A 23,677-nucleotide genomic window follows, 5' to 3' on the forward strand; every position below is an offset into this window, starting at 1 on the left:
GCTAAGGTGTAATCACGCTGTGTGCGCTTAGGCCTTTGATTACTTGAAGTTGTCATAAAGAAATCCTCTTTATGTCAACGTATTTTAGGACGGGACATAAAGCATTAAAAAAGCCGCTTTAAAAAGCGGCTTTTTGTTATATCAAAGAGCGTCTTACATTAATCAGCGGCATCAATATTATGCACATCAAGATTGCTAAGCTCTGCTTGTACCACTGGCGCTTTTCTTGACGCTTCACCGCGCGACATATCAATTCGCTCAAGGTACTCTTGGTCGATATCCGCAGTAATATAGTTCCCATCAAAAACAGACGTTTCAAAACGCTGAATGGTTTCGTTCTCTTCGCGAACGGCATCCACCAAGTCAGAAATGTCTTGGAAGATAAGGCCATCTGCTTGGATAAGCTCTGCAATTTGATCGATTTCACGACCATAAGCAATCAGTTCGTTTGCCGATGGCATATCAATACCATACACATTTGGGAAACGAATTTCTGGAGCAGCTGACGCAAAGTATACTTTCTTCGCACCTGACTCACGCGCCATCTCAATGATTTGACCCGATGTAGTACCGCGCACGATAGAGTCATCGACAAGCAGTACACTCTTATCTTTAAACTCAGATGAGATTGCGTTTAGCTTACGGCGTACTGATTTTTTACGCATGGTTTGGCCAGGCATAATGAAAGTACGGCCAATGTAGCGATTTTTAACAAAGCCTTGGCGATATGGCAAATCCAGTGTGTTCGCGATTTGAAGCGCCACATCCATCGACGTTTCAGGAATAGGAATAACCACGTCGATATCCAGATCTGCCCATTCGCGCTTAATTTTTTCACCTAGCTTACGGCCCATGTTTACACGCGATGCATAAACTGAAATGCCATCTATAAAGCTATCTGGGCGAGCAAAGTAAACAAACTCGAAGATACACGGAGAGGTTACTGGTTTTTCGGCACACTGTCTGGTGTGCAGTTGACCTTCTTCGGTAATGAATACCGCTTCACCTGGCATTACATCGCGCACAAACTGGAAGCCAACAGCATCAAGCGCAACGCTTTCAGATGCCACCATCCATTCCTCACCCAGCTCGCTCATACGCTTACCGAGTGCTAGAGGACGAATACCGTGCGGGTCGCGAAACGCTACAATACCTTGGCCGATGATCGCCGCAACGACTGCGTAGGCACCACGAATTTTCTTATGAACTTTCGTTACCACTTCAAAAATGTGTTCGGCACTTACGCTTAAACCTGCTACCTGCTGCAGTTCATGCGCAAGAATGTTAAGCAATAATTCTGAATCTGAGGTGGTGTTGATGTGGCGGCGTGCAATGCGGAATACTTCTTCCTGTAGCTCATGGGCGTTGGTGAGGTTGCCGTTATGAGCAAAGGCAATACCAAACGGCGAGTTCACATAAAACGGTTGCGCCTCTGCAGAGCTTGATGTACCCGCGGTAGGATAGCGAACATGGCCAATACCCATGTTGCCAGAGAGCCTCTTCATATGACGCGTATGGAAAACATCTCGAACCAAACCATTTGCCTTACGCAAATTAAACATATTTTGGTCGATAGTCATTATGCCTGCGGCATCCTGTCCACGGTGTTGAATAACCGTTAGACCGTCGTACAGTGACTGAGCTACGGGCGTTTTACCAACTATTCCGACTATACCACACATGTGCGTTACCTATTTCAAGCGGGATTTAAGAAACTGGAGGAGTCTTTCACATAGCTGAAAAACCACTCAATGATGACACCAAACTCTGGAATGAGTACCGATGCTTGCCACCAATCTGAGGAAGCTGCACCAGTAAAGGTATCCATAAAAAAGAGCAATGCGCTAACTATAAGCACGCCACGCAGTGCGCCAAAAACTATACCGAGGGCCCTATCTGTTCCAGACAGCCCAGTTGCCTGAACCAATTGGCTAATCACGTAATTGATCATGCCGCCAAGAATGAGCGTGGTGACAAACAATGCTGCAATTGCAGCACCGTTTTTTAAGTAAGGATCGTCAATGGCTGTGAAGTAAACGGCGAGGTCAGCGTAGAAGTTGCTTGAAATAAAGAGTGCAGCAAACCATACCACTAACGAGATGGCTTCTTTAACAAACCCTCTGATCAGGCTTATTAAGGTAGATACCGCAATGATACCCAGTATGGAAAAGTCTACCCAGTTCATCGTCTCTTTATTGCGTTGATGTTGCTTTTTATCGTAAAGCAACGAGCCTTTGGCGAGATGGCGCGCATTCTAACAGAAGATAAAAATATTACTAGTCTGTAATACCAATCCCTGTTGCTCTGTCCGTGCTTAATTCGACTAGCGCCAGGAACAATGCGCACTATTCAACTTTGAACGTAGTGACCTTACCTTTAAGACTCGTGAGTTCCTTTAAGTGAGGTAGTGCCGATTCCAGTTTTTTCTTGTCTAAATCCGGGCCAACGAAAACTTTATTAAGCGGGCCAGAACTGGTTTGAATTTTGCGACTAAACGCACGATACCCAGCCTTTTCCAGTTTCGTCAGCAGTGCCTTCACGTTTTTCTCGTGTCGGAAACTGCCAAGTTGAATAACCCAACCAGCGTCATCGTCTGCGACACTTTTTGTATTAACCACCGTTTGGCTTGCGAGATTGTCCTCTTCTTCAAAGGTTTTCACCGCTGGCGCTTTTGCGGTAGTGGCTTCACCTGCACGACCACTTTCCCCTGCGCCAGAAGAATCCAAATCATCATCTAATGCCGTTTCATCTTGAATTTCAACCGCTGGCACCGCAGCTTTCGCCACGCGCTCTGATGGAAACGATTCTGGCTCTACGATGGGCTTTTTAGGCGGATTAGCAGGTACAGAGACAAAAGGTTCTCTGTTTGTTTGCTTTTTGCCATCAAGAAAGTCTGGTAAAAAGATTACCGCTAGGGCGACAACAATAATTGTCCCCACCAGTCTATTCTTTAATGCCGATGTCACTGTGCTCTCCTGCTTGAATACACGGTTTTACTCTACAATGCGCGTGTTAGTTTTGCTCAGCAAGCACGTCTGCTACGGTAACAAAAGAACCAAAAACGAGAATAAGTTCACCAGTTTGATAATCTGCAAGCGCGCGCTGATATGCCGAGGTCACGTCCTGAAACGTGTCTATATTCTCTATGGTTGTGCCGGCATTAACAAGTGCATTTTCAAGTACTTCTGCCTTGCAGCCCCGAGGACCACTCGTTGACGCTACGTACCACTTGGCATTAAGTGTCGCCAGTGGCGCTAAGGTCTCTGCAATAGACTTATCTTTTAGCATGCCCACCACAACGCGCATTTGGCTTACATCGTAACGGTTTAGCCAATCTTGCATAGCTGTCGTCGCTTGTGGATTATGGGCAACGTCTACAACTACTAACGGGGAATCACTAATAGTCTGCTGGCGCCCCGGCATGGTGGTGTTCTCAATAATATCTCTTACCACGCTTTCTTCGGGCAGCAAATCTAGTAGCTCCAGCGCGGCCAACGCTGTACTCGCATTTTGAAGTGGAATTTTAGGATAAGGTAGCGACGTATAACTATTGCTCTTCCCTTTCCAGCTCCACTCACTGTAATCACTTGCTACCACTGTTTCGAAATCTTGTGTAGCCCAACGTACGTTAGCTTGTAGCTCGTTAGCCACATCGTAAAGCGATGATGGAGGAAACAGTTCACCAACCACTGCATTGCCGTTTTTGCGCATAATGCCCGCTTTTTCCCGAGCAATTTTTTCGCGGGTGTTACCAAGCCAATCTTGATGGTCAAGATCGATAGTCGTAATAACAGCTAGATTGGGATCAATAATGTTGGTGGCATCCAAACGTCCGCCCAGGCCTACTTCAAGAATGACCACATCAACAGCCCATGACTGCATCATTTTCATGGCAGCCAGTGTACCGAACTCAAAGTAAGTTAGAGTAATAGGTTCGCCACCGGTGTCTTTTCGCGCATTTTCAACAAACTCAAATGCATTTACAAATTCATCGGCAGGCGGTAATTCGCCGTTGTAACGCACGCGTTCACGATAGTCGGTTAAATGGGGGGAACTGTATACCGCAACACTTTTGCCTTGCGAAAGCATGGCCTGCTCAAGTAAGCGGCACGTTGTGCCTTTACCGTTTGTGCCTGCTACAGTAATAACCAAAGACTGGCTGAGTGAGAGTGCCATGGCATTGGCCACTTCTTTCACTCTGTCTAGCCCCATATCGATGGCGCTAGGATGAATAGATTCTAGGTAGGATAACCACTGGCTCAGGCTTTTTTGCGAAGATGAAGACGCTGAGGCGTTTTCTGCGTGTGGCGCTGAGCCAGTATTTAAATTGTTTTCGTTATTCACTAATTCTTATAATGCAACTTAACCAACAGGCTGTGTAATCTATCACGCATATCTCTGCGGTCAACAATCATATCAATTGCACCTTTCTCAACAAGGAATTCACTGCGCTGGAAACCTTCAGGCAGCTTTTCTCTTACTGTTTGTTCGATTACGCGAGGACCCGCGAAGCCGATAAGCGCTTTTGGCTCGGCTACGTTTACGTCACCAAGCATTGCCAAGCTTGCAGATACACCGCCCATTGTAGGGTCGGTAAGCACGCTGATATAAGGCAGGCCTTTCTTGCTCATTTTAGCAAGCGCTGCAGATGTTTTAGCCATTTGCATTAGCGACATCAGTGCTTCTTGCATACGCGCACCGCCACTAGCACTAAAGCAAATAAGCGGCATATCGTTTTCTAAGCATGCATTAACAGCAGCAACGAAGCGAGCACCTACAACCGATGCCATTGAGCCGCCCATAAACGCAAACTCAAAACACGCAACCACTACCGGCATACCTTTTAGCTTGCCCTGCATTACCACAAGCGCGTCTTTCTCGTTCGTTGCCTTTTGTGCAGCAACGATACGGTCTTTATAGCGCTTAGAGTCTTTAAATTTAAGTACGTCTTGCGGCTCGTGCTCTGCACCTAACTCAACGCGATCGCCATCATCTAGGAACGCATCGATACGGCGGCGTGCCGTAATACGCATGTGATGGTCACATTTAGGGCAAACTTCCTGAAGTTTTTCCAGTTCGCTCTTATACAGCACTGCTTGGCATGAACCACACTTCGTCCAGATACCCTCTGGTACGTTACCTTTGGTTGATGTTTGCGTGCGAGGAAGAATTTTTTGAATCCAGCTCATGGAAATTGAATCCTTTGTTTTTTGTTTGCCGACCGTGACGATTGATGTTTGTTCATACTTGTGGCCAACAACACATTAATTTTTTAAGTTTCATACTGTATTACAAAGAAAAAATACGTAACACAATAGAACAGCTACCTAATATAGCGCGCTATTAGACCACAATACAACGAAATGGAAAAAACAAAACTGGTCTTAGAAGTTGGCAAGGGATGATTTGAAGATACATGCTTCAATACAACCTGAGTTAACTGCTAGATGATGTGCAACTAACTCAGATTGAAAAATTTAAAGACGAAGGTAGATAGATTAGGCCTCTGGAAGGAATAGCGGCCCTAAAGGCGGTTTAGGCAAACCGTGCTCGTCAGGGTATGTGACGTCAACCAAGTACAACCCATTTGGCTTCGCCGTAGCTGCAGATTTACTTCTGTCTTTCAGGCTTAACAAGTGAGCTATCCAATTTACATCTTGCTCCCCTGCCCCAATCTCAACAAGCGCGCCCGTGATATTGCGAACCATATGATGCAAGAAAGCATTGGCGCGAATATCGATAATAACGTATCGCCCTTGGCGATATACGCATACATCAGTAACGTTGCGAAATGGTGTTTTACTTTGGCAAAGCGCTGCGCGAAAAGAGGTAAAATCTTGTTCGCCTAGCAATGCTTGTGCGGCAACATGCATTTTTTTCTCGTCTAATTCGCGGTGGATATGGGTAACCCCGGAATGGAGAATAGCAGGACGCATTTTCGCATTATGAATAACGTAACGATAGCGGCGATGGGTAGCAGAAAAACGTGCATGGAAGTCATCGCTGACGTTCTTTGCCCAGGTAACAGCAACAGAGTTAGGCAGATTCGCATTTACGCCGAGTGTCCAAGCGCGCTCTGAGCGTGGTGCATCACAGTTAAAGTGAACCACTTGCCCAGTAGCGTGTACACCAGCATCGGTACGTCCAGCGCACTGCACTTCAATGGGTTCGTTGGCTACTGTCGATAGTGCCTTTTCAAGATGTTCCTGAACACTTGGTACTTCACGCTGGCGTTGCCATCCGTATACAGCAGCACCGTCGTATTCAATCCCTAAGGCAATTCGCTCCATATCTGTATTACCCCGTTTCTGAAAAGGCGCTAAGTGTAGTCATGTCGCTTGCAACATGCAATGCCGCTAATACGCAAAACTCTTTTAGGTCATAGAAAATAAATGTACATCACCTAAAACAAAAACGGCCTGTATATCTTGTAAATATACTGGCCGTCCAAAATCTCAAACGAGAGCGCGGTTATGCGCATAAGAGCAAACTACTTAAGCAATATTCGCTAAAATCGATGCGGCTTCCTGTTTCTGCTCTTCGCTACCCTCTTTCATTACTTCTTCAAGCAACTCTTTTGCAGCGTCCACATCGTCCATTTCAATATAAGCGCGAGCTAAGTCCAGGTTAGCGTTCTGCCCTGCGTCTTTATCTATATCAATCACCGTATCTTCATCAGATACACCTGTGAAGTCAGATAAACTTACATCAAGATCTAGCGCTTGGCTATCCGGGTCAATAGCATCTGCATCATCGCCATCGTCCATTAAAGCCTCCACATCAAGGAAGTCTTCTGGTGGCGTTTGCGCGTCACTTTCACCATCGACATCACTAAGTAAGGCGGCAAGATCTAAATCAGGGTTATCGAGTTTAAGATCATCCTCTTGAGCCTTTTCAGTCTCAACGGATTGAGCCTCTTGTTCGTCCTCTTCAATTTCAGTTGGCGTGGCAATATCCAATTCCACATCATCTGGAATTTCAAGGTCGTCTAATGCAAGTTCCGAATCATCTTCTTCAAGGGCGAAAGTATCTTCGTCGTCTTCTTGCTCAGACTCAAAAGCACCATCTTCGTCTAGCTCAAAGGTTTCATCTTCTTCGTCTAGTTCAAACGTATCATCGCGTTCGTCGAATCCAAGGTTGTCGTCACTCCCTTCTAACTCGAATGTGGCTTCATCATCTTCCTGCTCAAGTTCGAAAGTATCTTCACTCTCTGCTGAAGATGCTTCTGGATCCTGACCGTCGTCATCACTTTCAATTTCACTGGTGTCGACATCACTTGTATCAACAATAGCGTCTGACTCAAGACTTTGAAGAAGCTCATCGAATTCCGCACTGTCAAGATCGTCAAGAATCTCGTTGTCGTCTACATGATCGTCGTCATCGGAAGCAGACAGCCAGTCGTCAAGGCCAGGAACATCGTCAAGTTCGTTAAAGTCTTCTTCGCTGTTCTTATCTGAATCGCTTTGGTTTAAATCAGTTTCTTCAGGTGAACTCGATTCTTCAGCAGCACTAGATTCTGATGATATTTCGTCACCTTCATCTTCACCGTCTACTACACCGTCAATTTCTTGCTCTAATTCAAAGCTTTCTACTTCGTCATACGCAGCGTTTAACAGGCTGTCGTCGTATTCATCACTGTCTTCTGCTGAAGCATCTTCCGCTGGCTCTGTTGGCGCTGAGGGCTTTTCCTGCGCTGATGGCTCTTCCGTATCCATCTGACTGAACGAAGGAATATCATCCATCATCTGTCTTTCAAACGCTTCAATAGCGTCATCTAGTGGATCGTCTGACGTTTGCCCTGCCTTTTCTTCAGCGTCTTCATCGACAGCGTCGAGCTCTGGCTCTACGCCTGTTTCTGGCTGTAGTTCTGCCTCGGCTTCCGTTTCTAGCTCTACTTCATCTTCCGAGTTGGTTTCAGGCTCAGCTTCGAATTCTAGCTCTGATTCTGGCTCTGGCTCAGATTCAAGTTCCGCCTCTAATTCAGGCTCAATCTCAGTGTCTTGTTCTGCATCTACTTCAGTGCCAAACTCTAGCTCTGAATCTAGTTCTGACCCTGGTTCGCCTTCGGCTTCCGCCTCTAGCTCTACTTCATCTTCCAAGTCGGCTTCAGGTTCAGCTTCAGTTTCAGGTTCAACTTTTTCTTCTGGTTCCTGGTCTTGTTCTGTTTCAGAATCGATATCCTGTTCCAATTCAGATTCAAGCTCAGACTCAGCTTCAAATTCTAGCTCTGATTCCGGCTCCGGCTCAGATTCAAGTTCCGTTTCTAGTTCAGGCTCAATCTCAGCGTCTTGTTCTGCTCCTATTTCAGTGCCAAACTCTGGCTCTGAATCTAGTTCTGACTCTGGTTCACCTTCGGCTTCCGCCTCTAGCTCTACTTCATCTTCCAAGTCGGCTTCAGGTTCAGCTTCAGTTTCAGGTTCAACTTTTTCTTCTGGTTCTTGGTCTTGTTCTGTTTCAGAATCGATATCCTGTTCTAATTCAGATTCAAGCTCAGGCTCAGCTTCAAATTCAAGCTCTGACTCCGTCGCTGGTTCAGACTCAAGTTCTGTTTCTAGTTCAGGCTCAATATCAGCGTCTTTTTCTGCTTCTACCTCAGTGCCAAACTCCGGCTCTGAATCTAGTTCTGACTCCGTTTTACCCTGGGCTTCCGTCTCTAACTCTACTGCATCTTCCGAGGCGGCTTCAGGCTCAGCTTTTTCTTCTGGTTCCTGGTCTTGTTCTGTTTCAGAATCGATATCCTGTTCGAATTCAGATTCAGAATCAGCTTCAAATTCTAGCTCTGATTCCGGCTCCGGCTCAGACTCAAGTTCCGCTTCTAGTCCAGGCTCAATCTCAGCGTCTTGCTCTGCTTCTACTTCAGTGCCAAGCTCTGATTCTAGTTCTGACTGCGGTTCACCTTCGGCTTCCGTCTCAAGTTCTACTTCATCTTCAAAGTCAGCTTCTCGCTCAGCTTCTGCTTCTGACTCGCTCAAAGCTTCAGGTTCGAACTCTGAATCTGTTTCATCATCTGGTTCTATTTCAGACTCAAGCTCAGAAAGTAGCTCGTCTGTCAGCAAATCTACATCTTCACTGCTTTTAGATTCTTCAGCTTCTAGTTCAGCAAGTAACTCATCAGTTAGCGGGTCGCTAAAATCATCTTCATCGCCTTCAGGCGTTTCAAGATCTACGTTTTCTTCGTGAGCTTCAGGACTAACTTCAGGCTCGCCATCCAACTCTGCTTCAAGCTCTGCAAGTAGTTCATCAGTAAACGGATCGTCAAAATCACCGTCCTCATCGGATTGAGTAGGTAACTCGCTAGAAGCGCTTTCATTAAGCTCTTCATCAGCTGAAGGCTCTTGATCCGCTGAGGGCATTTGATCCGCTGAAGGCTCTTCAGCAAGCTCATCTTCCGCCTGTAGCTCAGCAATAAGCTCATCGGAAAGAGGGTCACTGAAGTCCGCGTTAGTTTCGATTTCGTCGGTGACTATTTCGTCTAAATCGTCGGTAATGGCATCAAGACTCTGAATAGACTGCGGCGACGGCGAAGAAGTTGTTATTTCTTCCTCAAGATCATCCTCGTCTTCGTCATCTTCTTCACCTAGGCCACCCATCATTTCGATTTGCTCAATTTCATTTAACAAATCGTCGGTGATTTTATCAATTTCTTTATTTTGCTGATTAATCTCGTCGTCGAGCTTGCTTAGCATATCCTCATTGATAAGGTCGTCATTGCTGTCTAGCTCATCAGTAAGACCTGCATCAACGCCGTGCTCTTCTAGCAAATCGTCAATACTGATTTCAGGCTTATCGTCCTCATCTTCTACGGTTGGCAAAGAAGAAACACTTTCTGTTTCTTCGTCAGCGTCAGATAAATCATCAACCGAGCTGGCAAGCAACGCGTCGATATCGTCTTCATCAATATTGTCAGATTCAGCGGTTCCGTTGACCTCAGCCAGTATGTCGTCAGGGTCTATGTCGCCCGACTCATCTAGCTCATCACTCTCAAGTTCTGCCGCGTCTTGGCTTTGTACATCATCAAGCAAGTCATCAATGTCAAAATCATCTTCATCTGTCGATGCAGCCTCGTCAGAAACTTCCGTCTCAGGCTCGCTTTCATCGGCAGAATCTTCATCAAAGATGTCGTCGTCCCCTGACAGGTCGAAGCCTTCAAGGTCGTCAGCGTCGTTTTCGTTTAATACTTTATCTGACAGGTCATCGTCATCGAACAGGCTATCTAGTTCACTTTGATCAAGCTCATCATCACCAGCTTCAAACAAGTCATCACTACCATCGTCTGGCACCAACATGTCGTCTTCAAGGTCGGCGAAGGTTTCTAGTTCGTCATCTAGGCTTTCTTCTAAATCTGAGGTAAGTACGTCATCAAGTAGGTCGTCGTCATTGAACAAGTCATCATCTGACAACTCTGCTTTATCATCAAAGTCAGGGGCCAGTGCACTTGAAAGATCGCCAATGTCAGAATCAGGTACCGGCACTTCATCGTTATCGGCTGTAATCGTAGGTCCAGCCGCAGGCGCTTCGTCAGGCTTACTATTACGTTTTAGCAGCCACAGGATAAGGCCACCTACTAACAATAGTGACAGAATTGCAGAGCCTATGATTAGACTGAGTGGGCCGCTAAGCGCGCTTAAAAAAGAAGACTGCTTTTCTGCTTCGCGCTGCGCTTGCTCGGCCTTGATCATGTCGAGCAATTCTTGCTGAAGCGCCACTTGCATATCTAGTTGGCTCTTAACATCTCCTTCGACTTGCCCACGCAAGGTTTCAAGTTCGCCATTAACGGCCTCAACACGCTCGTACAAGCGTCTGTTTTCGTTAAGAATTGCTTCAACATTTTCCAATGAGGCTGCAAACTGCATACGCAGTTCGTCGAATTGTCGGGTTTGCTCCTGATCCAAGCGAGTGATTTTCTGCTCAATATCAGTTTGGGTTTGAGTTAAGTCTTGTTGATTGACTAAAGGCGATGCAGGCTTGATATTTCTTACGCTACTGCCGGGCTTATTAAGCAATTCAGCAAATGCTCTATCATCCTGCTCAGCGCGCATCTGGGCTTTTTGCTTATCAATTCTGGCGATATAGCGTTCTGATGGTAGCTTTAATACCGCACCATCAACTAATAAATTTAAATTGCCGTTTTCAAAGGCGTTTGGATTGAGCTCGTAAATGGCGGTCATAACCTGATATACGCTCAGGTTATTATTTTGGCGATAACGCTCAGCAATACGCCATAGGGTATCGTTGGCGTCGATAGGGCCATATTCTAGGCCTGAATACTGATCAGTTGCGTCTTTGGGACCTTTTAAGAAGGTAGCGCGTTCTTGTGCATCAACAGTGATGATAGGGCCAGACAAACAAAGTGTTAGTAAAAGTAAGCCCGTCAAATGCAATTTCATAGCAGTCCTATATGCCCTCAAGCGTATTTACCACCCGAGACGTATGGGCGGATTTTCTAGCCAATCAGTACGGAAGAAAATATTGGCTTTTATTTTTATTCTTAAGCCACCTTGAAACCATTAATAATCAAGCTAGCGTTTTACAGTCTTTATGAACTTAGCAGTAAGATTTATTTGCGCTTTATAGAATTCTTACCCTTCGCCTAAGTGTCTGACTGAGTATTGTTTTTAACGTTGTTCTATTCCTAACTTTACAAACTATAAACCAGTTATTAAGGGTGATCTAGTTAGACAGTAGTATTGAAGCGCTCTAATGCTCAAATTTTCGCTAAAAACCGCCATTTCGTTGCTTCAAATACATTCACTCTATCGTGTTGAACACTGCCGCTTTGATGCATTAAATGCTTTTATCAATTGCAACAGGAATTGCCCTTTCCTTGCGTATCGGCAAGCACAGAAAAATGTTTACCTTTTCCTGTGCTTATCCGATTAATCAGAGGCTGTGTCTCTGTAGAGCATTTACAAGTAGTCGCGAATAAGTGTCTCAGCAATTTGAATGCTGTTTGTCGCTGCACCTTTGCGAATGTTGTCTGACACCACCCACAAATTTAAACCACAAGGATGAGTAATATCATTCCTGATACGACCCACATGCACAATGTCGTTGCCGCTAGCGCTGCTTACTTGCGTTGGGAATTGCTCATTTCCGTCGTAAACTGTTACGCCTGGCGCATCGGCTAAAAGCTCTTTAACATGCTGCGCATCTATTGGCGAACGCGTTTCAAGGTGAATGGCTTCAGCATGACCGTAGAAAACCGGCACGCGCACAGCCGTCGCGTTTACCAAAATACTTTGATCGCCCATAATTTTTTGGGTTTCCCACAGCATTTTCATTTCTTCTTTGGTGTAGTCGTTGTCTTGGAATACGTCGATTTGAGGTATGACATTAAAGGCAATTTGGCGACTAAACGATTCTGGCTTTACTTCACGTGCGTTTAGCAAACCTGCGGTTTGTTTAGCCAACTCTTCCATGGCTTCTTTACCTGCACCAGAAACTGACTGGTATGTGCACACATTAATACGGTCAATACCAACCGCGTCTTGAATAGGTTTAAGTGCAACCAACATTTGAATGGTTGAGCAATTTGGGTTCGCAATAATATTTCTATTGCGAAACTCTGCCAGTGCATGGGCGTTAACTTCTGGCACCACAAGTGGGATATCTGGCTCGTAACGAAACTCTGAAGTATTGTCGATAACAATACAGCCTTCCTCTGCCGCTAGAGGAGCAAATTTTGCAGAAATGCTGCCTCCGGCTGAGAAAAAGCCGAATTGCACTAATGACCAGTCGAAATCATCAGCATCTAATACTTCAATGTCTTCGCCTTTAAACGACACGGTACTACCTGCTGAACGTTTACTGGCAAGCGGATACAAACGGTTTACCGGAAAGTCTCGCTCTTCTAATAGTTCAATCATGGTTTGGCCCACTAAACCTGTGGCGCCAAGTACCGCTACGTCAAACGCTTGCGACATAATGCTTTATGCTCCTAATATTAAAATAACTAAACCAGACTTACATGAAAGCCCAGTTTGGTGAATGTGTCTTGGATTTGCTTACTGGTGTTTTTTGGCAAGTGTAACGCATAGGCGCTGCACTCGCGACGCACTCTGTATTGCTTACGCAATGTAGAGAACGTATTTGCAATGTGTGTCTCTGGCGTTTCATTATGGCCTGACGCAAACGCGTTTCGCGTTATCTTATCGTCAATAGCTACATCATACACATCGTGGAATACGGCAATGAGATCCTCAACCGACAACCGCGACGCCTCAGGCGAATTTAACACAGCTTTGATCGGATTGGTTTTCTCTAAAAAGTCGCTAAGCACTTTGTCTGGGGCTTTGCCCACTACGTCACAAATTTGCTCGTAAATCATTTGCGTACCGCGCACTTTGCCTTCTACAGAATGCCCCGCGATATGCGGTGTAACGAACCAAACATAGTCAAATAATGCTGTATTTATGGCAGGCTCATTATCGAATACGTCGAGTACCACCGTTGGCGGTTTTTCACCTCGAAGTACACTAAGTAGTGCCACTTCATTAATAACCTCACCCCGGCATGCATTTATAAGCAGCTGGTTTGACGTTAATCCTTCCAGAAACGCTTCGTCTATCATCTGATATGTAGGATATTCGCCGCCTTTAATAAAAGGCACGTGAAGCGAAATAACATCGCATTTTGCTATTTGCGCTAAGTCTACAAATGACTGACCGTTGTGCTCATTCTTACCTGATTTTGCTAGCGCTTGCTGTAGCGGTGGGTCATACAGACAGTGTTTAACGCCAATTGCCGTTAAAATTCTTGATAATGCAGTTCCCACATTACCCGCACCTACTATTCCCACTGTCGCATTATATAAATCGAGCTTTTGGGCTTTTTGCGCGTGCAGCAAAACACTCAACACGTACTCGGCAACCGCAACGGCATTACAGCCTGCCGCACTGCTATGCATAATACCCACGCTATCTAAATGCGTTTTATCTAGATGATTGGTTCCCGCCGTTGCCGTAGTAACAAACTTAAGCTTGTTAGCCTTGGTTAGCAGTTCAGGGGTAACCTTGGTGGTAGAACGCAGCGCAAGAATATCTACATCGCGCAGCATTTCAGGCACAAGAGATTGCCATGCATAGGTTTCAACCTCACCTACGCTATTAAGGTAATCGGTGCCAAACGGAATGGTATCTTCAAGAAGTATTTTCATGGCGCTAAGTGTACCTTAACTTAGGCTTTTAGTAACCCAGCGCCCTTGATTTATCTTGTCGGTGATTCGTTTAATTTACGTCATTTTGATGCACGTTTGGCCGCAACATTAAAGAGACGGCCGAAGTTCATACAATCCTTTAACACGGGAACGCTTGAAGCAAACCGCTTTAGCTCACGTTTTTTGTCCACTTCATCCGTTGCGATCATCGTATTAGATAACGTTAAACTTCACGCCGTTACTTGTCATATCCAGGGAAACGGCGTTCAACGCGTCGTTTAATACCCGGCCATGCTAACGAACCACCAGCCTGCCGAGTGACTTGATCGGCTTGTGTACGAATGCCATCTAGAATTGCCGAATGAATTGGAATAAGCGGCTTGCCTGTGGCCTGCGCTTTTAACTGAATTTCACAGGCGCGCTGCATGATAAACATAAACAAAAAGGCATCGGGAATATTGTCTGCACAGGTTAAAAGCCCGTGATTGCGCAAAATCATAAATTGGGTATCGCCAAGGTCGCGAACCAATCGCACTTTTTCTTCTGGGTTTAGCGCCACGCCTTCGTAGGCATGATAGGAAAGCGACGCCAGCGGAAAAAGCGACTGTTGCGAGTATGGCTGCAACCCTTCTTCTAAAATGGATACCGCCACACCTTCTGCTGTGTGCAAATGCAGGACACATTTTGCATCGTCTCTAGCCTCATGAACAGCGCTATGAATAGTAAAACCTGCTGGGTTAATGTCGTACTCACTTTCCATTACCTTGTTACCGTGAAGATCAACTTTAACCAAGCTTGATGCAGTAACTTCATCAAACATTAAACCGTAAGGATTGATCAAGAAATGATGATCAGGCCCAGGAACACGGGCAGAAATATGGGTGAAAATAAGGTCGTCCCAACCATACATAGCAACTGCGCGATAACATGCGGCAAGGTCAACACGGGTTTGCCATTCTTCACTGCTAACTTTCGACTTTACTGAATCTGTCATAGCTTTACTCTTTTAACGTACAAATTAATTTAATTTGAGGCGGGAGGGCCCTAGGTGGAAGGCTCGATACCTTGCGCGTTTCAATGAAACTTCCACTTACTTTTTCTTACCGCCTACATTACGCGCAGTAATTGCTATACACTGTCGGATATACGACATTGTAAGAAATTTGTTAAATGGAAAAATTTAAACCTGTTCTCGCTAGCTCTACTTGGTTTAGCGCGCTTCCACCCTATTTGCAGGAAGCCATGTTCGACAAGATGCGTCTAAAACACTTAAAAGTTGGGCAGCAACTGCATGCCAAAGGTGAAGACGGTGTCGGTTTTTATGGCGTATGCGAAGGCCGTTTAAGAGTTGTCACTGTGGGCGTGGATGGTCGCGAAATGCTATTTGCGCTACTGGGCCCCGGCACCTGGTTTGGTGAGATATCGATGTTTGACGACCTCCCTCGTACTCACGACAACTTCTGCGAGACAAATTGCACGGTGGCGATTATTCAAAAGAACGCGTTTAAAGCACTGCTTGAGCAATATCCTGAACTCTACCCGCATTTTACTCGCCTTTTATGCACGCGAGTGCGCAGCGCTTTTCAGTTTATTGACTCAAGCGCAGGGCTTAGCCTTAAGCACCAGCTGGTAAAACGGCTTTTAATGCTTACCACCAGTTACGGTCAGCATTTGCCCAAACACAACGCGATTACACTTACGCTTTCGCAAGAGTCTTTAGCGCAAATGATAAATAGCAGTAGGCAAACGGTGAACCAGTTATTAGGTGAACTTCAACAAGAAGGTTTGGTTAAACGGCATTACGGGAAAATCACTATTCCCGAACCAGATACCTTGTTTAGTCGTTATCAGTTTATTTGACTTGACGCTTCCGCCACATTACTGGGTCTTTCCTCCGTATTTCAATCGCATAGATGTATAGAGTATTTCATCTGTTGATGAAGTACCCTAATGACGAAAATGCCGTCATCGACTTTTTTATAGAAGACCATGTGCCTATGAACTGGCAGTTGAAAGTAAGTCTTTCTGATATCCTCAGCTGAAGTACCGATACTAGGGTTTTCCGCCAGAATGACTAGAGCTTCGTGTAGGGCAACAAGATAGGCTTCAGCTTGAGTTACGCCATGAATATTGGCTGAATAATCGTAAATCCCGGAGATAACTTCCTCTGCTTTATTGGAGAGGGTATATTTATTCATTCTGAGGCTCGAGTTTTCTTAACTTGAATAATATCTAAAACATTCTTATCACTTTTCCCACTCAATTCACCTTCTATGAGAGCTAAGCTAATTGCCTCTCGCTCACTCTGATTACGACGCACTAAATCGCGAATATAATCACTAGCATTAGCATATTTGCCAGTTTTTACTTGTTCATCAATCCACGTACGCATTTCGTCAGGAAGCGACACATTTAAAGTTGCCATTGTCTATTTCCGAATGTCCACCATTTGCAAATTATGGCAAACATTGACAAAGATTGCCGATTGAGTAATGAAAGTTGGTTTAACCGATAGCTCAGAGCACTTAGTTAAACGACAAATTTAGCGTCACTCGAAACACTGCGCTTAATAAAAATTTGACATTCTGCTTCACGGACAAAACACACAATTACAATCGCTTAAGCGGCCGCTTCTGAAAACACAGGTTTTATTTAAAATAATACCAATAAAAAAAGGGCGTAAACACAAGCACCCAAGGTGCTCAGGTTTACGCCCTTTTGTTTTTTTGAAACTTCTTAACTGAAGTTAAAAAAGCTTACTGGTTCAAGCGGTTTCAATTAACCGTTATAACGCTGCATAACAAGCGTTGCGTTAGTGCCGCCGAAGCCAAAGCTGTTAGACATAATTGTGTTTAACGTTGCTTCACGAGCTTGGGTAACAATATCTAGCCCTTGTGCCGCGTCGTCCAGTGTGTCGATGTTAATTGATGGCGCAATAAAGTTATTCTCCATCATCAACAAGCTGTAAATAGCTTCGTTTACACCCGCTGCACCTAGTGCGTGACCTGTCAGTGACTTAGTTGCACTAATTGGTACGCCCGCTTGGCCAAACACTTCTTGAATCGCCGCAAGTTCCTTCACGTCACCTACAGGCGTAGATGTGCCGTGGGTATTCAAGTAATCGATTGGCGCATCGATATTTTGCATTGCCATTTTCATACAGCGAATTGCGCCTTCACCCGACGGTGCAACCATGTCGAAACCGTCTGATGTAGCGCCGTAACCTACTACTTCGCCGTAGATTTTTGCGCCGCGTGCAAGCGCGTGCTCAAGTTCTTCAACAACAACCATACCGCCGCCGCCTGAACTTACAAAGCCGTCGCGTGCTGCGTCATAAGTACGTGATGCCACAGCAGGATTGTCGTTATATTTAGAGCTTAGTGCGCCCATAGCGTCGAATTGGCTTGATAGTGACCAATGTAGTTCTTCGCCGCCACCGGCGAATACTACGTCTTGCTTACCAAGCTGAATAAGCTCTAGCGCATTACCAATACAGTGGGCACTCGTTGCACACGCAGAGGCAATTGAATAGTTCACGCCGCGAATTTTAAACGGTGTTGCTAAGCAAGCCGATACCGTAGATGCCATACAGCGAGGAACCATGTATGGACCAACACGCTTAACGCCCTTTTCGCGAAGAATATCAGCAGAAAGCACTTGGTTTTCAGAAGACGCGCCACCTGAGCCAGCAATAATACCCGTGCGCTCGTTTGAAATGTCGCTTTCTTCTAAACCAGAGTCTGCAATGGCTTGTTGCATCGCCACGTATGCGTAGCCTGCCGCATCGCCCATAAAGCGCATAGCTTTACGGTCAATATGGTCTTTCAAATCGATGTCGATGTTGCCCCAAACTTGGCTGCGAAGGCCCATTTCGGCGAACTGTTCTGAAAATGTAATTCCAGACTTACCCGCTTTAAGTGAAGCAAGTACGTCTTCTTTATTTACGCCGATGCTTGATACGATACCAAGACCGGTGATAACTGCTCTTCTCATAGTTTACCCTTTGCGTTGTTGCGGCTTATGGTAACGATTTTGAATGGTAAAGTGGTCTGCTCTGCCAATTGCCATACTCAAATTATCCAAACTTCAGCGTTGCAATACCTGTTTCAATTCTGGGCTTGTGTGTATAAACAGGTAAATTCCCACTTCCCTTCTTTTTCGTTTCTGCCGTCTTTGTCTAAGCTTTCTTGTTCAGAATATTTCCAATGTAGCACGAATGCACAGGGTCATGACCAGCGTTAATTTATACCTTCACAAAACCTTCAAAATCGCTTTAGCGGTTTCTTTTATTGACCAAAGTGAGCTCTAAGTTTGTTCTTAAATATTTTACCCGTATCTTCTCTGGGCAGAGAATCGAGTATTTGCAACATTTTAGGCCACTTGAACCGCGCCAGTTTGCCATCTAAATACCCGTGTAGCGCATCAATCGACAGCGCGTTGTCGGATGAGCATTGAACAGCCACCACCACTTTCTCGCCATACTCAGCATCAGGCACACCGAATACCGCGCAGTCTGCAACCTCAGGCATTTCGATGATGACGCTTTCTATTTCAGCAGGAAATATATTGGCGCCACCTGAGATGATCATGTCTTTTTTCCTATCGCAAATATATAAGTAGCCATCTTCGTCCACATAACCCATATCACCTAATGTCGTGAATTCACCAACATGTAAGTCGCTTTGCGTGCCCGTAGTATTGGTATATTTGAATGGCGCGAACATGGAAAGGTGCGCATATATGACGCCAACACCACCTACTTCGCACTCCTCTTTATCGTCGCTCAGTATTTTAATCGCGGCACCAGGAATGGGCTTACCCACTGAATTTGGCTTATCTAATGCTTCTTGAGATGAAATTAGGGTCATAAAGCCTAATTCACTAGCACCATAAGATTCATAGAAAATTGGACCAAACCAGTTAATCATTGCTTCTTTCACATCGCTTGGCAGTGCTGACCCGGTTGATAAGGCAAAACGCAAACTTGAAGTGTCGTATTTGCTTCTTATCGACTCGGGCAGTTTGAGTAGCCTCACCATCATAGTGGGAACAATATAGGCGTGAGTCAGCTTAAACCGCTCTATGTCTTGTAAAAAGCGTTCGGGATCGAATTGAGGCTCAATGTATACATCAATATTACCCGCCGCTAAACAGCAGAGCGTAAGCGCATGTGGTGCACTGTGATAAAGCGGTGCCGAGACGAAAAAGCGATCACCTATTGATAGCTGCATTAACGCTTCAGACAGCCCTTTAAATATTAAATAAGGGTCTGGCCGCGTTAGGTCTTCATCTCGCTTAATACCTTTAGGTTTTCCGGTACTGCCAGATGTGTAGGGAAACATGCCCTTAAAATGTTTTGGCGGCTCATTGTGGCGCGTTGCGTTTGGGGCAGCTAATAGCGTATCAAGGCACTGGTACTGTGCCCCAGCTTTCGGTTCTTTCGCCAATTCAGAATCACCTGTAAGATGATAGCGCTCTAAAATACTTTCCGGCGTTTTAATCGTGTATATCATTGACAAGGTGGGAACGCGTGACAACGTTTGGCGGTCATTCTCCCCCTTTAATAAGTCGCGATGAGCGAATAGCACTTTAGCGCCACAGTCGTCTAAAATAGGCAAAAGTTCGGCAACAGGGCTGTGCCAATTAAGCAGAACATAGCGCGAACCCACATATCGGCATGCCTCAACTATTTCAAATATATCGACATGGTTTCGCATAAAAATAGCTACCACATCGTTATCGCACACACCTTGCTCAGCCAGTGCACGTGCTATGATACGTGCACGATCATCCATTTCGTCTCTAGTGCGTTTGCAAATGCTTTGACCACATTGGTGAAACACGCCCGCCATACCTTCTCCCTGAACTATCTTGAATAGACCTAGCGCTAAATTTAACAAATTATTTACAATAACAATTAAATAAACGTATTGTTTTTACTGATAGATTTTTATTTGCAAAAGCAATAAGAAAAGAAGAGTTTTAAGCAGGTACAAACTTTTGCGGAAAAACAAAAAGGTGACAGGTAGAATACGCGGCCAAACGTTCGAAATTTAGATAAAACTGAAGATTGCTGTGTTATTAAAAAAGCCAAGAACCATTGCTCTACGCATTTTTCAAAGTGCGGTACCCCGACTTTCTTTCGTGGTGGCTGCCTTTATCATTGCTTCTGCAGCGACTGTCTCAGTAACAGCTGCGCCTATCGTCCTCCCCGCGCTACCAGAGCCAGTTTCAAACAATGCCGTAGCTTCTGTAACCATAGACGACACACAATATGTATTTAGTTTTATGGGGCTGGGCAAAGGCAAGACCCATAAAGACGTGCACAACCGTGCTTGGCAACTTGTTATCAACAACAAAGATAAACCTTTGCAATGGCAAGCCCTTACCCCAGTTCCATCCAGCCTTGCGCTTAAAGGCCGTTTAGCCTCCGTAGCAGTGGGCGTTAATGACAGCATTTATATTTTTGGCGGTTACACGGTTGATGAAAATCACAATGAAATTAGTACGCCAGATGTTTATAAATACGCTCCTGTAACAGGGGAATATAAGCTATTAACGCCTATGCCCGTGCCTGTTGATGATGCAACTGCTTTAGTTTACCAAGACCGTTACGTGTACTTAATTTCTGGCTGGCACAACGATGGGAACGTAAACCTTGTGCAGGTTTACGATACGCAAACCGCCCAATGGCAACAGGCGAGCCCTTTTCTTGGCAGTCCGGTATTCGGACAAGCTGGCGGCATCGTTAACAGCACTATGGTAATTTGTGACGGCGTATCAGTAACACCTCACAGCGATAAACGCCGCAGCTTCGCGCCAGAAACAGCCTGCTTTAAAGGTGAAATTGACAAGGAAAATCCATTCAAAATTGATTGGCGTACGCTTGACCATCCAACGGGTACTGCGCGCTATCGCATGGCGGCAGCGGGCGATAAGGACACCAGTAAAATCTATTTTGTTGGCGGCTCGACTAATCCGTACAACTACAATGGCATTGGCTATAACGGCGAGCCTTCAACTGCAGATGACGCCATCTGGATCTTTGATATTGCGGAAGAAACCTGGGTTATATTAAAAACAGATGCTGAAGTGCCTACAATGGATCACCGCGGGTTAATTAACGTTAATGGTTCTTGGAGCACTATTGGCGGTATGCTTGGCGCGCAGCTAGTAACCAGTAAAGTAACATCGCACTTTTCAACACCTGCAGAAGTGTCCTGTCCCTCTAAAAGCCAGGTTAGCTCTGGCGTTTCAAAACAAGCAACGGATGGGCAAGCTGTTGAAGTAGTGAAAACTGCTACCAATTCAAAGTGCCAACACAGAAACGACATAAACGGAGAAAAATAAACAGTGAAATCTAAGCATGCACAGGTTCATTTTAATGAGAGCGGTACGCCTGTCGCCGACCATTTTGACGACGTTTATTTTTCTAACGACAGCGGAATTGATGAAACCCAACACGTTTTTGTTGCAGGCAACGACCTTGCTGAGCGCTGGCAACAGTGGCGCAACCCTACTTTTGTCATCGCCGAAACAGGTTTTGGAACTGGGCTGAACTTTTTGGTCGCCATGCGTGCCTTTAACGAATTTAGAGCAGCGAACCCTGATCATCCGTTAAAGCGCCTGTATTTTATTACCACGGAAAAGTTTCCACTGCCTCAACAGGATATGCAGCGTGCGCTAGAAGCTTTTCCTGCCCTTAAAAACGAAGCGCAAGCACTCGCTTCACTTTACCCCATGGGACTTGAAGGTTGTCATCGCCTTCATTTTGATAACCATTCAACCACACTCGACTTGTGGATTGGTGATGTACACGAGCTTTTGCCTCAATGGCATTCTCCTGTAAATGGCCTCATCGATGCCTGGTTTTTAGATGGTTTTGCACCAAGCAAAAACCCTGATATGTGGACCGATGCTCTGTTTAGCCAAATGGCTCGCTTGTCAAAAACAGGTACAACCTTTGGAACCTTTACCGCCGCAGGCATCGTAAAACGTGGGCTAGCTGGTGTGGGTTTTACCATTAAAAAACGCAACGGTTTTGGCCGTAAGCGCGACATGCTGACCGGCGTTTTTGACCAAGACCATGAGAATGTGCAGCATAAACTTCGCCTGCCTGCTGGCCCCTATTACAGGTACGCGAACGACAGTTTAGATAAAACAAGTAAAGTCGCAGTGGTAGGCTCCGGCCTTGCAGCAGCTACGGCATGCCTGGCTTTAGTAAAACGCGGCATTAACACTACTTTGTATTTTAATGGTGACACCCTTGCAAGCGGCGCTTCTGGCAACCCGCAAGGCGGCTTTTACCCGCAGCTTCATAGCGAAGCAAGTATTGCCAGCCGCATTCAGGCGCATAGTTTTTTGTATGCTAGACAAGCCTACGACCACACTATTGAACATGTAAAAGCCTGTGGCCTAGCCGACGTTGCCCATGATTTCTGTGGTGTTATTCAACTAAACTTTAACGACAAGGTAGCAGAACGCCAAAATAAACTGGCAGCAGCCGACGTTTGGCCTGAAACTTTAATTAAGCCCGTAGACAGCAAAGAAGTGAGCGATATCGCTAACCTGCCCCTTCCCTATTCAGGCTTATACATTGGCCTTGGTGGTTGGCTTTCTCCTCCACAGCTAGTTACTGCCATGATTGAAGAAGCACTTCAAAGTGGCAAACTCACGCTGAAACCCAATCATACCTATGTGTCTCATGAGGCAGTTGAGACAACAAAGCAGCGGGTGCAGATTCGTTTTAACTTAGATAGCGCTGAGAATGAAGAAGTTATTACTGCCGATCACCTTATCCTTGCCCTTGGTGCAGGTGCGGTAAACGCTAGCGATTTTGACAGTCTGTCCCTTCGCCCTGTTCGCGGCCAGGTTGAAGCTATTCCCACCCAAATGCCAATTGAACAGCTTAACACTGTGTTGTGTCATAAAGGCTATATGACACCTGTATTCGAAGGTCGGCACGCGTTAGGTTCAACCTACGTTAAAAACGACTTAAGTACCGATGTACGAGGCGATGAAACTGAAATGAACCTCGCCACACACGAACAGGCGCTGGCAAACACCGACATCGTGCAAGCATTACAACATGACGGTAAAGCCAGAGCGGCTACGCGTTTAGGTTCACCCGACCACCAGCCTGTTGTCGGTGCACTACATAACTTTGATTCATTAAAAGAGCTCTACACTATGCTAGGCGTGGGCAAGCCGTTGACTAGCGCGCCAGTGTTGCCAAGCAGCGTAGTTTCCACGCTTACTTGCTTAGGGTCACGAGGGTTAACCACAGCACCTTTAATGGCAGAAGTCTTGGTGAGCAGTCTATGTATGGAGCCTCTGCCTTTAAGCAACGATTTGCTTAATGCAGTGAACACAAGCCGCTTTATGACTCGCGAAGCAATTAGAAGTCAGGGTTAATAAACGGAGAGGTCTTTGTGAAAATTCTACTGTGCCTAGACACAAAAGATCGGACGTTTAGAGGATTTAAAGCGAACATGAAAGGAGTTCGCTTTCGAAAACAGAGTG

Annotated in this window: 17 protein-coding genes; 3 read left to right on the forward strand and 14 right to left on the reverse strand. The window is 45.5% G+C overall.

Annotated elements, in window-relative coordinates; genetic code table 11:
* Positions 1 to 158: 158 nt before the first annotated feature.
* From purF to MHN09_RS16675, 10 genes are all read right to left on the reverse strand, one after another.
* Complete coding sequence (gene purF / locus MHN09_RS16630) at positions 159 to 1,682, reverse strand: amidophosphoribosyltransferase (protein WP_239241510.1); 1,524 nt, start codon at positions 1,680 to 1,682, stop codon at positions 159 to 161.
* A 14-nt stretch (positions 1,683 to 1,696) separates the two neighbouring features.
* The gene (locus MHN09_RS16635) at positions 1,697 to 2,185 is read right to left on the reverse strand and encodes a CvpA family protein (protein WP_014949942.1); all 489 of its coding nucleotides are present in this window, start codon (positions 2,183 to 2,185) and stop codon (positions 1,697 to 1,699) included.
* Between the two features lie 160 nt (positions 2,186 to 2,345).
* A complete protein-coding gene (locus MHN09_RS16640; protein WP_239241511.1) occupies positions 2,346 to 2,966 on the reverse strand; it encodes an SPOR domain-containing protein in 621 nt (206 codons plus the stop codon).
* Between the two features lie 46 nt (positions 2,967 to 3,012).
* Entirely contained in the window at positions 3,013 to 4,344 is a 1,332-nt protein-coding gene (folC, locus tag MHN09_RS16645; protein WP_239241512.1) for a bifunctional tetrahydrofolate synthase/dihydrofolate synthase, read from the reverse strand.
* Entirely contained in the window at positions 4,344 to 5,189 is an 846-nt protein-coding gene (gene accD, locus MHN09_RS16650) for an acetyl-CoA carboxylase, carboxyltransferase subunit beta (protein WP_014949945.1), read from the reverse strand. The genes folC and accD overlap by 1 nt, the downstream gene beginning before the upstream one ends.
* A 309-nt stretch (positions 5,190 to 5,498) precedes the next feature.
* A complete protein-coding gene (gene truA / locus MHN09_RS16655) occupies positions 5,499 to 6,290 on the reverse strand; it encodes a tRNA pseudouridine(38-40) synthase TruA (protein ID WP_239241513.1) in 792 nt (263 codons plus the stop codon).
* 204 nt (positions 6,291 to 6,494) lie between these two features.
* Positions 6,495 to 11,387 (reverse strand): FimV/HubP family polar landmark protein, encoded by a 4,893-nt coding sequence (locus MHN09_RS16660; RefSeq protein WP_239241514.1) that lies wholly within the window; start codon positions 11,385 to 11,387, stop codon positions 6,495 to 6,497.
* Positions 11,388 to 11,906: 519 nt separating this feature from the next.
* Positions 11,907 to 12,923, reverse strand: coding sequence for an aspartate-semialdehyde dehydrogenase (locus MHN09_RS16665; protein ID WP_014979671.1), 1,017 nt, complete (start codon positions 12,921 to 12,923; stop codon positions 11,907 to 11,909).
* Between the two features lie 29 nt (positions 12,924 to 12,952).
* Complete coding sequence (locus MHN09_RS16670; RefSeq protein WP_239241516.1) at positions 12,953 to 14,155, reverse strand: 4-phosphoerythronate dehydrogenase; 1,203 nt, start codon at positions 14,153 to 14,155, stop codon at positions 12,953 to 12,955.
* Positions 14,156 to 14,393: 238 nt separating this feature from the next.
* A complete protein-coding gene (locus tag MHN09_RS16675; protein ID WP_039225270.1) occupies positions 14,394 to 15,149 on the reverse strand; it encodes a class II aldolase/adducin family protein in 756 nt (251 codons plus the stop codon).
* A gap of 176 nt (positions 15,150 to 15,325) precedes the next feature.
* On the opposite strand from MHN09_RS16675, the gene MHN09_RS16680 reads away from it, so the two are divergent.
* A complete protein-coding gene (locus MHN09_RS16680) occupies positions 15,326 to 16,015 on the forward strand; it encodes a Crp/Fnr family transcriptional regulator (protein WP_239241517.1) in 690 nt (229 codons plus the stop codon).
* 41 nt (positions 16,016 to 16,056) lie between these two features.
* Here MHN09_RS16680 and MHN09_RS16685 read toward each other — a convergent pair whose 3' ends face one another.
* From MHN09_RS16685 to MHN09_RS16700, 4 genes are all read right to left on the reverse strand, one after another.
* Positions 16,057 to 16,353, reverse strand: a complete 297-nt coding sequence (locus MHN09_RS16685; protein WP_014976887.1) for a type II toxin-antitoxin system RelE/ParE family toxin — start codon at positions 16,351 to 16,353, stop codon at positions 16,057 to 16,059.
* Positions 16,350 to 16,580 (reverse strand): type II toxin-antitoxin system ParD family antitoxin, encoded by a 231-nt coding sequence (locus MHN09_RS16690; RefSeq protein WP_239241518.1) that lies wholly within the window; start codon positions 16,578 to 16,580, stop codon positions 16,350 to 16,352. The genes MHN09_RS16685 and MHN09_RS16690 overlap by 4 nt, the downstream gene beginning before the upstream one ends.
* Before the next feature lie 353 nt (positions 16,581 to 16,933).
* A complete protein-coding gene (gene fabB / locus MHN09_RS16695) occupies positions 16,934 to 18,148 on the reverse strand; it encodes a beta-ketoacyl-ACP synthase I (protein WP_014949953.1) in 1,215 nt (404 codons plus the stop codon).
* A gap of 293 nt (positions 18,149 to 18,441) precedes the next feature.
* Complete coding sequence (locus MHN09_RS16700) at positions 18,442 to 20,007, reverse strand: AMP-binding protein (protein WP_239241519.1); 1,566 nt, start codon at positions 20,005 to 20,007, stop codon at positions 18,442 to 18,444.
* Positions 20,008 to 20,230: 223 nt separating this feature from the next.
* Here MHN09_RS16700 and MHN09_RS16705 point away from each other — a divergent pair, with 223 nt between their 5' ends.
* Together MHN09_RS16705 and mnmC are read left to right on the forward strand one after the other, a co-directional pair.
* Positions 20,231 to 21,505 (forward strand): galactose oxidase, encoded by a 1,275-nt coding sequence (locus MHN09_RS16705; protein ID WP_239241520.1) that lies wholly within the window; start codon positions 20,231 to 20,233, stop codon positions 21,503 to 21,505.
* A 3-nt stretch (positions 21,506 to 21,508) separates the two neighbouring features.
* Complete coding sequence (mnmC, locus tag MHN09_RS16710; protein WP_239241521.1) at positions 21,509 to 23,569, forward strand: bifunctional tRNA (5-methylaminomethyl-2-thiouridine)(34)-methyltransferase MnmD/FAD-dependent 5-carboxymethylaminomethyl-2-thiouridine(34) oxidoreductase MnmC; 2,061 nt, start codon at positions 21,509 to 21,511, stop codon at positions 23,567 to 23,569.
* Positions 23,570 to 23,677: the final 108 nt, after the last annotated feature.

The sequence above is a fragment of the Alteromonas sp. MmMcT2-5 genome (assembly GCF_022348315.1).
GTDB lineage: Bacteria > Pseudomonadota > Gammaproteobacteria > Enterobacterales > Alteromonadaceae > Alteromonas > Alteromonas macleodii.

What these genes read in the sequence shown, in the direction of transcription:
- purF (WP_239241510.1), bottom strand. Translation starts at nt 1,682, where the DNA reads ATGTGTGGTATAGTCGGAATAGTTGGTAAAACGCCCGTAGCTCAGTCA.
- MHN09_RS16635 (WP_014949942.1), bottom strand. Translation starts at nt 2,185, where the DNA reads ATGAACTGGGTAGACTTTTCCATACTGGGTATCATTGCGGTATCTACC.
- accD (WP_014949945.1), bottom strand. Translation starts at nt 5,189, where the DNA reads ATGAGCTGGATTCAAAAAATTCTTCCTCGCACGCAAACATCAACCAAA.
- truA (WP_239241513.1), bottom strand. Translation starts at nt 6,290, where the DNA reads ATGGAGCGAATTGCCTTAGGGATTGAATACGACGGTGCTGCTGTATAC.
- MHN09_RS16660 (WP_239241514.1), bottom strand. Translation starts at nt 11,387, where the DNA reads ATGAAATTGCATTTGACGGGCTTACTTTTACTAACACTTTGTTTGTCT.
- MHN09_RS16665 (WP_014979671.1), bottom strand. Translation starts at nt 12,923, where the DNA reads ATGTCGCAAGCGTTTGACGTAGCGGTACTTGGCGCCACAGGTTTAGTG.
- MHN09_RS16670 (WP_239241516.1), bottom strand. Translation starts at nt 14,155, where the DNA reads ATGAAAATACTTCTTGAAGATACCATTCCGTTTGGCACCGATTACCTT.
- MHN09_RS16675 (WP_039225270.1), bottom strand. Translation starts at nt 15,149, where the DNA reads ATGACAGATTCAGTAAAGTCGAAAGTTAGCAGTGAAGAATGGCAAACC.
- MHN09_RS16680 (WP_239241517.1), top strand. Translation starts at nt 15,326, where the DNA reads ATGGAAAAATTTAAACCTGTTCTCGCTAGCTCTACTTGGTTTAGCGCG.
- MHN09_RS16685 (WP_014976887.1), bottom strand. Translation starts at nt 16,353, where the DNA reads ATGAATAAATATACCCTCTCCAATAAAGCAGAGGAAGTTATCTCCGGG.
- MHN09_RS16690 (WP_239241518.1), bottom strand. Translation starts at nt 16,580, where the DNA reads ATGGCAACTTTAAATGTGTCGCTTCCTGACGAAATGCGTACGTGGATT.
- fabB (WP_014949953.1), bottom strand. Translation starts at nt 18,148, where the DNA reads ATGAGAAGAGCAGTTATCACCGGTCTTGGTATCGTATCAAGCATCGGC.
- MHN09_RS16700 (WP_239241519.1), bottom strand. Translation starts at nt 20,007, where the DNA reads ATGGCGGGCGTGTTTCACCAATGTGGTCAAAGCATTTGCAAACGCACT.